General features: G+C 65.3%; 11 protein-coding genes. 7 read left to right on the forward strand and 4 right to left on the reverse strand.

Annotation, left to right across the window (positions count from 1 at the left end; genetic code table 11):
- The first annotated feature begins 94 nt into the window (after nucleotides 1–94).
- Nucleotides 95–1,408: a histidinol dehydrogenase gene (gene hisD / locus HSX14_RS06560; protein WP_173173192.1), complete on the forward strand. Its 1,314-nt coding sequence runs from the start codon at nucleotides 95–97 to the stop codon at nucleotides 1,406–1,408.
- Between the two features lie 2 nt (nucleotides 1,409–1,410).
- Nucleotides 1,411–2,463, forward strand: a complete 1,053-nt coding sequence (gene hisC / locus HSX14_RS06565) for a histidinol-phosphate transaminase (protein WP_173173190.1) — start codon at nucleotides 1,411–1,413, stop codon at nucleotides 2,461–2,463.
- A 71-nt stretch (nucleotides 2,464–2,534) separates the two neighbouring features.
- Here the strand turns inward: hisC and HSX14_RS06570 are convergent, their stop codons facing one another.
- The 3 genes from HSX14_RS06570 to algW form a co-directional block, all read right to left on the reverse strand.
- A complete protein-coding gene (locus tag HSX14_RS06570) occupies nucleotides 2,535–3,263 on the reverse strand; it encodes a DUF4198 domain-containing protein (protein WP_173173188.1) in 729 nt (242 codons plus the stop codon).
- Nucleotides 3,264–3,276: 13 nt separating this feature from the next.
- Complete coding sequence (locus HSX14_RS06575) at nucleotides 3,277–5,364, reverse strand: TonB-dependent siderophore receptor (protein ID WP_173173186.1); 2,088 nt, start codon at nucleotides 5,362–5,364, stop codon at nucleotides 3,277–3,279.
- A gap of 130 nt (nucleotides 5,365–5,494) precedes the next feature.
- Nucleotides 5,495–6,652 (reverse strand): Do family serine endopeptidase AlgW, encoded by a 1,158-nt coding sequence (gene algW / locus HSX14_RS06580; RefSeq protein ID WP_173173184.1) that lies wholly within the window; start codon nucleotides 6,650–6,652, stop codon nucleotides 5,495–5,497.
- Nucleotides 6,653–6,764: 112 nt separating this feature from the next.
- Here algW and HSX14_RS06585 point away from each other — a divergent pair, with 112 nt between their 5' ends.
- The 4 genes from HSX14_RS06585 (at nucleotide 6,765) to cysN (ending at nucleotide 10,942) form a co-directional block, all read left to right on the forward strand.
- Complete coding sequence (locus HSX14_RS06585) at nucleotides 6,765–7,523, forward strand: Nif3-like dinuclear metal center hexameric protein (protein ID WP_173173182.1); 759 nt, start codon at nucleotides 6,765–6,767, stop codon at nucleotides 7,521–7,523.
- 151 nt (nucleotides 7,524–7,674) lie between these two features.
- On the forward strand, nucleotides 7,675–8,592 hold the full coding sequence (cysD, locus tag HSX14_RS06590; RefSeq protein ID WP_021217853.1) for a sulfate adenylyltransferase subunit CysD: 918 nt from the start codon (nucleotides 7,675–7,677) through the stop codon (nucleotides 8,590–8,592).
- Between the two features lie 56 nt (nucleotides 8,593–8,648).
- Nucleotides 8,649–8,990, forward strand: a complete 342-nt coding sequence (locus HSX14_RS06595) for a four helix bundle protein (RefSeq protein ID WP_173173180.1) — start codon at nucleotides 8,649–8,651, stop codon at nucleotides 8,988–8,990.
- Between the two features lie 53 nt (nucleotides 8,991–9,043).
- Nucleotides 9,044–10,942 (forward strand): sulfate adenylyltransferase subunit CysN, encoded by a 1,899-nt coding sequence (cysN, locus tag HSX14_RS06600; RefSeq protein ID WP_173173178.1) that lies wholly within the window; start codon nucleotides 9,044–9,046, stop codon nucleotides 10,940–10,942.
- 174 nt (nucleotides 10,943–11,116) lie between these two features.
- On the opposite strand, the gene HSX14_RS06605 is transcribed toward cysN, so the two are convergent.
- Nucleotides 11,117–11,557 (reverse strand): Z-ring associated ZapG family protein, encoded by a 441-nt coding sequence (locus tag HSX14_RS06605; RefSeq protein WP_111262483.1) that lies wholly within the window; start codon nucleotides 11,555–11,557, stop codon nucleotides 11,117–11,119.
- A gap of 125 nt (nucleotides 11,558–11,682) precedes the next feature.
- On the opposite strand from HSX14_RS06605, the gene HSX14_RS06610 reads away from it, so the two are divergent.
- Nucleotides 11,683–12,312: an alpha/beta hydrolase gene (locus HSX14_RS06610; protein ID WP_173173176.1), complete on the forward strand. Its 630-nt coding sequence runs from the start codon at nucleotides 11,683–11,685 to the stop codon at nucleotides 12,310–12,312.
- Nucleotides 12,313–12,339 lie beyond the last annotated feature (27 nt).

A 12,339-nucleotide genomic window follows, 5' to 3' on the forward strand; every position in this document is an offset into this window, starting at 1 on the left:
GCCTATCCGTGTCATAGCCAATAATCTCGGGTGCCCGCACGGTGGGCTTGCTACTCTAGCGGCGCCCGAGCATTTGCCAATAATGAGGCCCGCTATGACCGTTCAAACCGCTGTTCGCCGACTCAATGCCGCTGATCCGGACTTCGCCCGTCATCTGGATCATCTGCTGAGCTGGGAAAGCGTATCCGACGAGTCGGTCAACCAGCGCGTCCTCGAAATCATCAAGGCCGTGCGCGAGCGCGGCGATGCCGCCCTGGTCGAGTTCACCCAGCGTTTCGATGGCCTGGCCGTCGACTCCATGGCCGACCTGATTCTGCCGCGCGAGCGCCTGGAACTGGCCCTGACCCGCATCACCGCCGAGCAGCGCCAGGCCCTGGAGACCGCCGCCGAGCGCGTGCGCCTCTACCACGAGAAACAGAAACAGGATTCCTGGACCTACACCGAGGCCGATGGCACCGTGCTGGGCCAGCAGGTCACCCCGCTGGACCGTGCCGGCCTCTACGTGCCGGGCGGCAAGGCGTCCTACCCGTCGTCCGTGCTGATGAACGCCATTCCCGCGAAGGTCGCAGGCGTCGCCGAAGTGGTGATGGTGGTGCCGACCCCGCGTGGCGAGATCAACGAGATCGTCCTCGCCGCCGCCTGCGTGGCCGGCGTCGATCGCGTCTTCACCATCGGCGGCGCCCAGGCCGTGGCCGCGCTGGCCTATGGCACCGAGAGCGTGCCCCAGGTGGACAAGATCGTCGGCCCCGGCAACATCTATGTCGCCACCGCCAAGCGCCACGTGTTCGGCCAGGTGGGCATCGACATGATCGCCGGTCCCTCGGAAATCCTCGTCGTCTGCGACGGCCAGACCGACCCGGACTGGATCGCCATGGACCTGTTCTCCCAGGCCGAGCACGACGAAGACGCCCAGTCCATCCTGGTCAGCCCCGATGCCGAGTTCCTCGACAAGGTGGCCGCCAGCATCGCGAAACTGCTGCCGACCATGGAACGTGCCGAGATCATCCGCACCTCCCTCGAAGGTCGTGGCGCGCTGATCCAGGTCGCCGACATGCAACAGGCGATCACCGTCGCCAACCGCATCGCTCCCGAGCACCTGGAGCTGTCGGTCGCCGACCCGCAGGCCTGGCTGCCGCAGATCCGCCATGCCGGCGCCATCTTCATGGGCCGCTACACCGCCGAAGCGCTGGGCGACTATTGCGCCGGCCCGAACCACGTGCTGCCCACCTCCGGCACCGCGCGCTTCTCCTCGCCGCTGGGCGTGTATGACTTCCAGAAGCGCTCGTCGATCATCTTCTGCTCTGCAGACGGTGCCTCCGAGCTGGGCAAGACCGCGTCCGTGCTGGCCCGTGGCGAGTCGCTGACCGCCCACGCCCGCAGTGCCGAATACCGGATCAAGGGGGAGTGAGCATGAGCAAGTTCTGGAGTCCCTTCGTCAAGGAGCTGGTGCCCTACGTTCCGGGCGAGCAGCCGAAGATCGCCAACCTGGTGAAGCTGAACACCAACGAGAACCCCTACGGCCCGTCGCCGAAGGCCATCGCCGCCATGCAGGCGGAACTGGGTGACAGCCTGCGCCTGTACCCGGACCCGAACAGCGACCGCCTCAAGCAGGCGGTGGCCGAGCACTACGGCGTGACGACCGCCCAGGTGTTCGTCGGCAACGGCTCGGACGAGGTGCTGGCGCACATCTTCCATGGCCTGTTCCAGCACGGCCGCCCGCTGCTGTTCCCGGACGTGACCTACAGCTTCTACCCGGTCTACTGCGGTCTCTACGGCATCCCCTTCGAGGCGCTGCCGCTGGACGAGCAGTTCCAGATCCGCGTCGAGGACTATGCGCGCCCCAATGCCGGCATCATCTTCCCCAACCCGAACGCCCCCACCGGCTGCCTGCTGGCGCTGGAGGCCGTGGAGAGGCTGCTGCAGGGCAGCCCGGATTCGGTGGTGGTGGTCGACGAGGCCTACATCGACTTCGGCGGCCAGAGCGCCATCGCCCTGGTGGATCGCTACCCGAACCTGCTGGTCACCCAGACACTGTCCAAGTCCCGTTCCCTGGCCGGCCTGCGCGTAGGCCTGGCGGTGGGGCACCCGGACCTGATCGAGGCCCTGGAGCGGATCAAGAACAGCTTCAACTCCTACCCGCTGGATCGCATGGCCATCGCCGGCGCCGCCGTGGCCTTCGAAGACAAGCCGTACTTCGAGGAAACCTGCCGCAAGGTCATCGACAGCCGCGAGTGGGTGGTGAGCGAGTTGGCCAAGCGTGGTTTCGAGGTGCTGCCTTCGGCGGCCAACTTCGTCTTCGCCCGGCACCCGGACAAGGACGCGGCGGGCATCGCCGCCGGTTTGCGCGAGAAGGGCGTGATCGTGCGTCACTTCAAGCAGGCGCGCATCGCCCAGTTCCTGCGCATCACCATCGGTACGCCGGAGCAGAACCAGGCATTGCTGGACGCGCTCGACGCCGGTTGATTGCGGGGCCGCGAACAAGAAAGCCGAGACGGGAAACCGCCTCGGCTTTTTTCATGGACGGGTGCGGCCCGTCACTCGTGATGCGCTTCGCCGACGAAGGTCAGCGAGGTGAAGAAGCCGTGCTCCTCCGCCTCAGGGTCCTTGTCGCTCTTCACGGTGGCCTGGGCGGCGATCACGTTGAGTCCGGCGTTGCGCACCAGTACCTTGGCCTTGCCCTGGGCATCGGTGGTGGCACTGACGGTGTGCGGGTCGCTGCGGTAGTCGCCGAACAGCTCGATGCCCGCCGCCGGCTTGCCGTCCATCAGTACCTGCACGGGCAGCGGTTTGCCCGGGCCGACGGCAAGCGGGTCGACCTGCGGCACGATGACCAGTCGCAGGCGCTCCATCGTCGGCAGCTTCGCGCCTTCACGGTAGATCGCCAGGCTGTACTTCCAGGTGTGGATGGAGGCGACGGCGTCTTTCACCTGGTCGCGGCCCTTGTTGATCCACTGCTTGTCGGCGGTCTGCGACCAGGCGCCGTTGTCCAGCGCCACGGCGAGGCTGGCAGGCGGCGTCAGCGGTTGCAGGCGAGCGTGGTCGTCCAGGCGCTGGATGGTGACCGGAATCATCTTGCCGGCTGCGTCATAGGCCCAGGCGCCGCTGACCTTTTCGGCCTTGAAGGCGTCGTCCTCGGCGCCGTGCCCGTAGATCACTTCGATGTTGCCGCGGCGCTGTTCGGTCCAGAGGCCGTGGGCCTGCGCTTGGCCGGCGAGCAGGGCACCGAGGGCGGCGGTGAGCAGCAGTTTGCTGTGGAGTCGCATGGGGGAGTCCTTGTCAGAGGTTGAGGGTAAGGCTGAGGGTCAGGTTGCGCGGGTCGCCGGGCAGTACCCAGACGCTGTTGTAGGAGCGCTCGTAGTACTTGCGATCGAAGACATTGTTGAGGTTCAGGCCGATGCTGATGTCGTCGCTGGCCTTGTAGTGGGCGAGCAGGTCGAGGGTGCTGTAGGCGGGCAGTTCGAAGGCGCTACCGGCCTGGCCTGAGCGGTCGCCGACATGGTTGGCGGCCGCGCCGACATCCGAGCCGCGCAGCCAGCCGTCCTGGAACTCGTAGACCCCCATCAGGCTGCCGCTGTGCCTGGCGATACCCAGCAGGCGGCTGCCTTTGGGGAGGGTGTTGTCCTCGGTCACCTCGGCATCGATATAGGCGTAGGCGCCGATCAGGCGGACGGCGTCGGTGAGCTGGCCGGCGACCTGCATGTCCAGGCCCTGGCTGCGTGCCTTGCCGGCGGCGATGTTCTGGCCCGGGTCGCTGGGGTTGGCGGTCAGCACGTTCTCCTTCTCGATATGGAAGAGCGCGATCGTGGCGCCAAGGCGGCTTTCGAGCAGGTCCAGCTTGACCCCGCTCTCATAGCCGACGCCTTTCTCCGGCTTGAACACCGTGCCCTGGCTGCTGATGGCGTTGGGCTTGACCGAGGTGGAGGCGTTGGCGAACACGCCGACTTCCGGGGTGAGCTGGTAGAGCAACCCGAGACGCGGGGTGACGACATCCTTGTGCTGGGCGTTGCGGATGCGCGTGGAGCGGTCCAGCGCCGCCTGCCCGAAGCGTTCGAGGCGCACGCCGGCCAGCCCGCGCAACCGATCGGTGATGGCGATCTGGTCCTGCAGGTTCAGAGAATGGCTTTCCACCCGCTCGAAGAAGTCGTTCTTGCGGGTGAGCGCGGGCTTGGGCTGGCCGTAGATGGGGTTGCGGATATCCACGCCGTAGCTGAATAGGGTGTCGCTCTGGGGGTACTTCTGGCTGTTGCGGTAGTTCTCGTACTCGAGCCCGATCAGGGTCTGGTGCTGCCAGGCGCCGGTGGCGAAGCTGCCGTGCAGCTCGGCCTGGGTGATGCTGGTGTTCCACTCGAAATCGCGCTGGCGGTAGAAGCGGCTGACGAGGTCGCCGGACAGGCGCGAGGTCTCCGAGGAGTCTCCGGCGAGGTGGCCCTGGGCGTATTGGTTGGCCAGGCGCAGCTTCCAGTCGTCGTTCAGGTAGTGCTCGAGGCTGACCTGCAGCATCTGGTTGCGGTTGCGGATCTCGCCGTCGTTGGGCTCGCCGAGGAAGGTGGAGCGCTTGACCGTGCCGAGCTGGTTGCCAGGGGCGGGGATGCCGCGATCGAACACCGATTCATGGCGCACGAACTCGCTCTCGATCAGCAGGCGCGTGTCCGGGCTCAGCTGCCAGCTCAGGGACGGGGTGATCACCAGGCGCTCGCTGCCGACGTGGTCGCGGAAGCTCTGGTTGTCCTCCACCGCGAGGTTGATGCGCGACAACAGGGTGCCGGCGTCATCCAGCGGCGTGTTGACGTCGAGGCTGCTGCGGTAGCGATCCCAACTGCTTGCGCTGGCTTGGAAGCGGGCGAAGGCTTCCTCCTCGGGCTTCTTGGTGACGATGTTGACCAGGCCACCCGGGTCGCCACGCCCATAGAGGCTCGCCGCCGGGCCCTTGAGCACCTCGATGCGCTCGATGCCGCTGGCGTCCGGCGAGCTGTAGCTTCCGCGGTTGATGGCGAAGCCGTTCTTGTACAGCTCGCCGGTGGTGAAGCCGCGCACGCTGTAGTTGAGGAAGGTCAGGCCGCCGAAGTTGTTCTGCCGGGAGACGCCGCCGGCGAAATCCAGCGCGCGGTCGACGCGGGTGGTGCCGAGATCGTCCAGCACCTGGGCGGGAACGACGGCGACGGATTGGGGGACGTCGCGCAGGTCGGTGTCGGTTCGTGTGGCGCTCGCCGAGCGGGTGGCGCGATAGCCGGTGACGGGGCCGTCGGCGCGTTCGTGGCGTGATTCGATGGTGATTTCTTCGAGTTCAAGCGGGGTGGCATGGGCGCTGCCGCTGGCCAGGCCAAGGGCCAGTCCGGCGACCGAGGCGATGCTGCGTGACTTCATTGTCGGTGGGTCTCAGGGCGTTAAAGATGTAATAACATAACATTTTATTTTTTCATCTTTCATCTGCTGCGTTCGAGGGAGAGGGCGTTGGGGGCAGAAACAAGAACGGCGCCATCAGGCGCCGTTCGGGTCAGTCGTTGTCCGCGGGTGCGGTCTGTTGCGGGGGCCTCAGGCCAACCTCGGCGGAAAGCTCGATGATCTTGCCGTTGCGCATCACCTCGACACTGACCTTTTCGCCCGGCTTGGTACGCGCCACCTGGTTCATGGAGCGGCGACCGTCGCCGGCGGGCTCGCCGTCGATGCTGAGGATGATGTCGCCCGGCTGCAGGTTGGCGCGCTGCGCGGGGGTATCGCGGTAGATGCCGGCGATGACGATGCCCGGGCGGCCTTCGAGGCCGAAGGATTCGGCCAGTTCGGGCGTCAACGGCTGCACTTCGATGCCGAGCCAGCCCCGGATCACCTGGCCGTGTTCGATGATGGCCTTCATCACGTCGAGGGCGAGCTTGGCGGGGATGGCGAAGCCGATGCCCTGGGAGCCGCCGGACTTGGAGAAGATCGCGGTGTTGATGCCGATCAGGTTGCCGCCGGCATCCACCAGCGCGCCGCCGGAGTTGCCCGGGTTGATGGCGGCGTCGGTCTGGATGAAGTCCTCGTAGGTATTGAGGCCGAGCTGGTTGCGGCCGGTGGCGCTGATGATGCCCATGGTCACGGTCTGGCCGAAGCCGAAGGGGTTGCCGATGGCCAGGGCGACGTCGCCGATGCGGATGTTGTCGGAGCGCCCGAGGGTGATGGCGGGCAGGTTGTCGAGGTCGATCTTGAGCACCGCGAGGTCGGTCTCGGGGTCGCTGCCCACCAGGCGGGCGAGGGTCTCGCGGCCGTCCTTGAGGGCGACCACGATCTGGTCGGCACCGGCGGTGACGTGGTTGTTGGTCAGCAGGTAGCCCTCGGGACTCATGATCACCGCCGAGCCCAGGCTGGATTCCATGCGCCGCTGGCGGGGCAGGTTGTCACCGAAGAAGCGGCGGAACTGCGGGTCTTCGAACAGCGGATGGGCCGGCTTGCTCACCACCTTGGTGGTGTAGAGGTTGACCACCGCGGGGGAGGCGCTGTTGACCGCCTCCGCATAGGACTCCGGCCCCTGGCGCGAGAAACTGTACTTGGGCGCTTCCTGCAGGTGCACCTGTTGGCGGGGCAGGCCCACCAGTTCGGGGTATTGCTGGATGATCAGCAGTGCTACGAGTACGCCGACAAGCAGGGGCCAGCCGAAGAAACGCAGGGCCTTGAGCATCGAGGGGAATCCTGAGGGTTGCGAGGGGCGAGGGTGCCCCTTAAGGTGGCGCCATTATACGGGGCGGCCGCCAATAAAATAGCCGCTCGCAACAGCTTGTGAGGAGAGGCAGATGGCCATTGCACTGACCACCCTGGTGGAGGAAGCGGAGCGTTTTCTCGGGGCTTCGCGGATCTCGGACTACTGCCCAAACGGCCTCCAGGTCGAGGGCCGGCCGCAGGTTCGACGCATCGTCAGCGGGGTGACCGCGAGCCAGGCATTGCTGGATGCGGCGGTGGAAGCCGAGGCCGATGTGGTGCTGGTGCACCATGGCTATTTCTGGAAGGGGGAGAACCCCTGCGTGGTCGGCATCAAGCAGCGGCGCCTGAAGACCCTTCTGGCCAATGACATCAGCCTGCTGGCCTACCACCTGCCGTTGGACGTGCACCCGGAAGTGGGCAACAACGTGCAGCTCGCCCGCCAGCTGGACATCACCGTCGAAGGCCCGCTGGAGCCTGACAACCCGCGCACCGTCGGCCTCGTCGGCTCCCTGGCCGAGCCCCTCACCCCGCGCGACTTCGCCCGCCGCGTGCAGGATGTGCTCGGTCGCGAACCGCTGCTGGTGGAGGGCCCGGAGATGATCCGCCGCATCGGCTGGTGCACCGGCGGCGGCCAGGGCTACATCGACACGGCCATCGCCGCCGGCGTCGATCTCTACCTGACCGGCGAGGCTTCGGAGCAGACTTTCCACAGTGCGCGGGAAAACGGCATCAGCTTCATCGCCGCCGGCCACCACGCCACCGAACGCTATGGCGTGCAGGCGCTGGGGGACTACCTGGCGCGGCGTTTCGCCATCGAACACCTGTTCATCGACTGCCCCAATCCCATCTAGAAAGCCGCCCCGGAACGCCCATTCCGGCAGGTATAAAGCTAGATCGTTTCGTTCTAAGTGGGCCCCTGAATAGAAGAAGGCGCTGTGCTAGAGTGCGCCCTCGTCCACGGCCCGCAGGCCGTCGTATCAGATAAGAAATCCGTGAGTAGCCATGCTCGACAAACTGACGCACCTGAAACAGCTGGAGGCGGAAAGTATCCACATCATTCGTGAGGTGGCCGCCGAATTCGATAACCCGGTGATGCTGTACTCCATCGGCAAGGACTCCGCCGTCATGCTGCACCTGGCGCGCAAGGCCTTCTTCCCGGGCAAGCTGCCGTTCCCGGTGATGCACGTCGATACCCAGTGGAAGTTCCAGGAGATGTACCGGTTCCGCGACAAGATGGTCGCCGACCTGGGCCTCGAGCTGATCACCCACGTGAACCCCGAGGGCAAGGCACAGGGCATCAACCCCTTCACCCACGGCAGTGCCAAGCACACCGACATCATGAAGACCGAGGGCCTCAAGCAGGCTCTGGACAAGTACGGCTTCGATGCGGCCTTCGGCGGCGCCCGCCGCGACGAGGAGAAATCCCGCGCCAAGGAGCGCGTGTACTCCTTCCGCGACAGCAAGCACCGCTGGGACCCGAAGAACCAGCGCCCCGAGCTGTGGAACGTCTACAACGGCAAGGTCAAGAAGGGCGAATCCATCCGCGTCTTCCCGCTCTCCAACTGGACCGAGCTGGACATCTGGCAATACATCTACCTGGAGCAGATCCCGATCGTGCCGCTGTACTTCGCCGCCGAGCGCGAAGTCATCGAGAAGAACGGCACGCTGATCATGATCGACGACGACCGCATCCTGGAGCACCTCTCGGACGAAGAGAAGGCACGCATCGAGAAGCGCATGGTGCGTTTCCGCACCCTGGGCTGCTACCCGCTGACCGGTGCGGTCGAGTCGGAGGCCACCAGCCTCACCGACATCATCCAGGAAATGCTCCTGACCCGAACTTCCGAACGCCAGGGCCGCGTCATCGACCATGACGGCGCCGGTTCGATGGAAGAGAAAAAGCGGCAGGGGTATTTCTAGAAAGCGGTTGCAAGCAGCAAGCGACAAGCTTCAAGCAGGGAATGATTGGAGTTCGAATGGATTTCGAGCGACTCGATGTCTGGCGAAGATCCAAGCAGCTCACGGTAAGCATCTACAGGGCGTTCGCGGACTGCCGCGATGCCGGGTTCAAGGATCAGGTAACCCGTTCGGCGCTGTCCGTACCCAGCAATATCGCCGAGGGTATGGAACGCGGAAGCGCCAAGGAAAAATGCCGGTATCTGTGGATAGCCAAGGCATCCTGCGGTGAGCTGCGAACCCAGCTGATGATCGGAGCTGAAATCGGGTACATAGCGGAATCGCTTGCCGCTGATTGGGTAGTCGAAACCCGCGAGCTGTCGAGAATGCTCACGGGGTTGATCAACAAAATTTCTGTCTAGCTGGACGCCGACGAGCTTGCCGCTTGAGGCTTGCAGCTTGGAGCTTGAGTGAAATGAGCCATCAATCCGATCTGATCAGCCAGGACATCCTCGCGTACCTGGCCCAGCACGAGCGCAAGGAACTCCTGCGCTTCCTCACCTGCGGCAACGTCGACGACGGCAAGAGCACCCTGATCGGGCGCCTGCTGCACGACTCCAAGATGATCTACGAAGACCATCTGGAAGCCATCACCCGCGATTCCAAGAAGGTCGGCACCACGGGTGACGAAGTGGACCTGGCGCTGCTGGTGGATGGCCTGCAGGCCGAGCGCGAGCAGGGCATCACCATCGATGTCGCCTACCGCTACTTCTCCACCGCCAAGCGCAAGTTCATCATCGCCGACACCCCCGGCCATGAGCAGTACACGCGCAACATGGCCACCGGCGCGTCCACCTGCGACCTGGCGATCATCCTGGTCGATGCCCGCTACGGTGTGCAGACCCAGACCCGCCGCCACAGCTACATCGCATCGCTGCTGGGCATCAAGCACATCGTCGTCGCCATCAACAAGATGGACCTGAAGGATTTCGATCAGGGCGTGTTCGAGTCGATCAAGGCCGACTACCTGCAGTTCGCCGAGCGCATCAAGCTCAACCCGACCTCCCTCCACTTCGTGCCGATGTCGGCGCTGAAGGGCGACAACGTGGTGAACAAGAGCGAGCGTTCGCCCTGGTACACCGGCCAGTCGCTGATGGAAATCCTCGAGACCGTCGAGGTTTCCGGTGATCGCAACTTCGACGACATGCGCTTCCCGGTGCAGTACGTCAACCGCCCCAACCTGAACTTCCGCGGCTTCGCCGGCACCCTGGCCAGCGGCATCGTGCACAAGGGCGACGAGGTCGTCGTGCTGCCCTCGGGCAAGGGCAGCAAGATCAAGTCCATCGTCACCTTCGAAGGCGAGCTGGAGCAGGCCGGCCCCGGCCAGGCCATCACGCTGACCCTCGAAGACGAGATCGACGTATCCCGTGGCGACATGCTGGTGCATGCCGACAACCGTCCGCAGGTCACCGACGGCTTCGAGGCCATGTTGGTGTGGATGTCCGAGGAGCCGATGCTCCCGGGCAAGAAGTACGACATCAAGCGCGCCACCAGCTATGTGCCGGGCTCCATCGCCAGCATCACCCACAAGGTGGACGTGAATACCCTGGAAGAGGGGGCCGCCAGCGACCTGCAACTGAACGAGATCGCCAAGGTCAAGGTCAGCCTGGATGCGCCCATCGCCCTCGACGGCTATGAGCGCAATCGCACCACCGGCGCTTTCATCGTCATCGACCGCCTCACCAACGGCACCGTCGGCGCCGGCATGATCATCGCCGCACCGGTTGCTGCCGGTGGCCAGGGCATTCATGGCGAGTCTGCCCACGTTTCCACCGAGGAGCGTGCCGCGCGCTTCGGCCAGAAGCCGGCCACCGTGCTGTTCAGCGGCCTGTCCGGCGCCGGCAAGAGCACCCTGGCCTATGCCGTAGAGCGCAAGCTGTTCGACATGGGCCGCGCGGTCTACGTCCTCGATGGCCAGAACCTCCGTCACGACCTGAACAAGGGCTTGCCGCAGGATCGCGCCGGGCGCACCGAGAATTGGCGCCGTGCCGCCCATGTGGCGCGCCAGTTCAACGAAGCCGGCCTGCTGACCCTGGCCGCCTTCGTCGCGCCGGACGCCGAGGGGCGTGAACAGGCCAAGGTGCTGATCGGCAGTGATCGCCTGATCACCGTATACGTCCAGGCGTCCCCGCAGGTCTGCCGCGAGCGTGACCCGCAAGGGCTCTACGCGGCCGACCAGGACAACATCCCTGGTGAGTCCTTCCCCTACGACGTGCCGCTGAATGCCGACCTGGTGATCGACACCCAGAGCCAGTCGGTGGAAGAGGGCGTCAAGGCGGTGCTCGACCTGCTGCGCAGCCGCGGCGCGATCTGATCGCTCCGCAATGAGAAAGCCCCGCTGATGCGGGGCTTTTTCTTTGCGCCATCCAGGGCCCCAACTCCCGCCCAGGTGGCTCGGGTGCAGCCCGGACTTCAGTCCGGGGAAACGGGCTGGTGCTGAAATGAAAAAGCCCCGCCGGGGCGGGGCTTCTTTCGACGCATCCAGGGATCAGTACTTGCCCTTGAGGCCGAAGTTCTCATCCAGGGTGCCCGGGCCATCCGGCGACTTGGGCGCGTAGTCCTTGGGCGCCTCGTGGCTGCGCGGCGGGGTCAGGCGTTCGCGCGGGCCGGGGGCGTCGTCCGTGTGCAGGGCGGCGAGCAGGCGCTGGCGGGTCAGTTCGTCCAGGGCCAGGCGGCTGGCGCCATCGGACAGATGTTCCTGCACTTCCTGGTAGCTCTGGGTGAGTTTCTTCACCAGGCTGGCGGTGGTGTTGAAGTGGGTGACCACTTCACTCTGATAGGTATCGAAGCGTGCCTGCAGGTCATCCAGTTGCCGCTGCGTGCGGTTCGGCGCGGTGCCGGGCAGCAGTCGGGCGACCAGAAAACCGATGCCGATACCGGCGAGCAGAGCGAGTGCTGGCAACAACCAGGCCGTGAGCGACTGTTCCACGAGTCCTTCCTCTATAAGCAGCTTTGCATTACGTTAACGGCTCGAATCCGCGCTGTATACCGCGACGCAAGCCTGTGGTGCTTAACCAAGACGAGTCGACCCGGTCCGGGGTCACGGAGTTCCCGTTGTCCAATCGTGAAAATCCCATTCTGCTCCAGGGGCCAAGTGGCCAGCTGGAAGCGCTTCATCTCGACCTGCCCGATGCCAAGGGGCTGGCGCTGATCTGCCACCCGAACCCGATCCAGGGCGGGACCATGCTCAACAAGGTCGTCTCCACCCTGCAGCGCACCGCCCGCGATGCCGGCTACAGCACCCTGCGCTTCAATTACCGCGGCGTCGGCGCCAGCGCCGGCAGCCATGACATGAACACCGGTGAGGTGGATGACGCCGAAGCGGCCGCCCACTGGTTCCGCGCCCAGCGTCCGGAACTGGCGCTGACGCTGTTCGGTTTTTCCTTCGGCGGTTTCGTCGCGGCGAGCCTGGCCGGCCGCCTGGAACGGCAGGGCATCGACGTGCCCCGGTTGCTCATGGTGGCGCCAGCGGTGAAGCGCCTGACCGTCGAGACGCCGCTGCCCGCGCATGGCGAGCTGACGGTGATCCAGCCGGACACCGACGAGGTCGTCGAGCCGCAGGCGGTGTATGACTGGTCTGCATCCCTGCAACGCTCCCATGAGCTGCTGAAAGTGGCAGAATGCGGGCACTTCTTTCATGGCAAGCTGACCGATCTGAAGGATCTGGTCCTGCCGCGCCTCTGACCCCGACAGCCGTCCGACAAGCGATCC

This window comes from Pseudomonas tohonis (genome assembly GCF_012767755.2).
Classification (GTDB): domain Bacteria; phylum Pseudomonadota; class Gammaproteobacteria; order Pseudomonadales; family Pseudomonadaceae; genus Metapseudomonas; species Metapseudomonas tohonis.

What these genes read in the sequence shown, in the direction of transcription:
- hisD (WP_173173192.1), top strand. Translation starts at nt 95, where the DNA reads ATGACCGTTCAAACCGCTGTTCGCCGACTCAATGCCGCTGATCCGGAC.
- hisC (WP_173173190.1), top strand. Translation starts at nt 1,411, where the DNA reads ATGAGCAAGTTCTGGAGTCCCTTCGTCAAGGAGCTGGTGCCCTACGTT.
- HSX14_RS06570 (WP_173173188.1), bottom strand. Translation starts at nt 3,263, where the DNA reads ATGCGACTCCACAGCAAACTGCTGCTCACCGCCGCCCTCGGTGCCCTG.
- HSX14_RS06575 (WP_173173186.1), bottom strand. Translation starts at nt 5,364, where the DNA reads ATGAAGTCACGCAGCATCGCCTCGGTCGCCGGACTGGCCCTTGGCCTG.
- algW (WP_173173184.1), bottom strand. Translation starts at nt 6,652, where the DNA reads ATGCTCAAGGCCCTGCGTTTCTTCGGCTGGCCCCTGCTTGTCGGCGTA.
- HSX14_RS06585 (WP_173173182.1), top strand. Translation starts at nt 6,765, where the DNA reads ATGGCCATTGCACTGACCACCCTGGTGGAGGAAGCGGAGCGTTTTCTC.
- cysD (WP_021217853.1), top strand. Translation starts at nt 7,675, where the DNA reads ATGCTCGACAAACTGACGCACCTGAAACAGCTGGAGGCGGAAAGTATC.
- HSX14_RS06595 (WP_173173180.1), top strand. Translation starts at nt 8,649, where the DNA reads ATGGATTTCGAGCGACTCGATGTCTGGCGAAGATCCAAGCAGCTCACG.
- cysN (WP_173173178.1), top strand. Translation starts at nt 9,044, where the DNA reads ATGAGCCATCAATCCGATCTGATCAGCCAGGACATCCTCGCGTACCTG.